Origin of the sequence: Paenibacillus anaericanus (assembly GCF_003994475.1) — a bacterium.
GTDB lineage: Bacteria > Bacillota > Bacilli > Paenibacillales > Paenibacillaceae > Fontibacillus > Fontibacillus anaericanus.
Genome location: NZ_RZNY01000090.1, coordinates 1 through 385 on the forward strand (window position 1 = coordinate 1; position 385 = coordinate 385).

Genomic DNA, 385 nt, shown 5'->3' on the forward strand with positions numbered 1-385 from the left:
ACAGAGGAATTCGCGCATCTTGAGATGATCGCCACCATGGTATATAAGCTCACCAAGGACGCGACGGTGGAAGAATTAAGGGCATGTGGATTAGGGCCTCATTATGTCGCACATGATAGCGCACTATTCTACGAGAACGCCTCAGGAGTACCTTTTACAGCTGCTTATATTCAAGCCAAGGGTGATCCTATTGCGGATCTATACGAAGACATTGCGGCTGAGGAGAAAGCAAGAGCTACATACCAGTGGCTCATCGACATGACTGACGACGTTGATTTGCAGGATAGTTTGAAATTCCTGCGTGAACGGGAAATTATCCACTCGCTACGGTTCCGTGAAGCGGTGGAGATTTTGAAGGATGATCGTGGGCAGAAGAAGGTGTTTT

1 protein-coding gene is annotated in these 385 nt (G+C 47.8%); it reads left to right on the forward strand.

The features are described 5' to 3' along the window. Positions 1–385 (forward strand): manganese catalase family protein (locus EJP82_RS27820; RefSeq protein WP_127195320.1); only part of this gene is annotated, 385 nt, incomplete at both ends.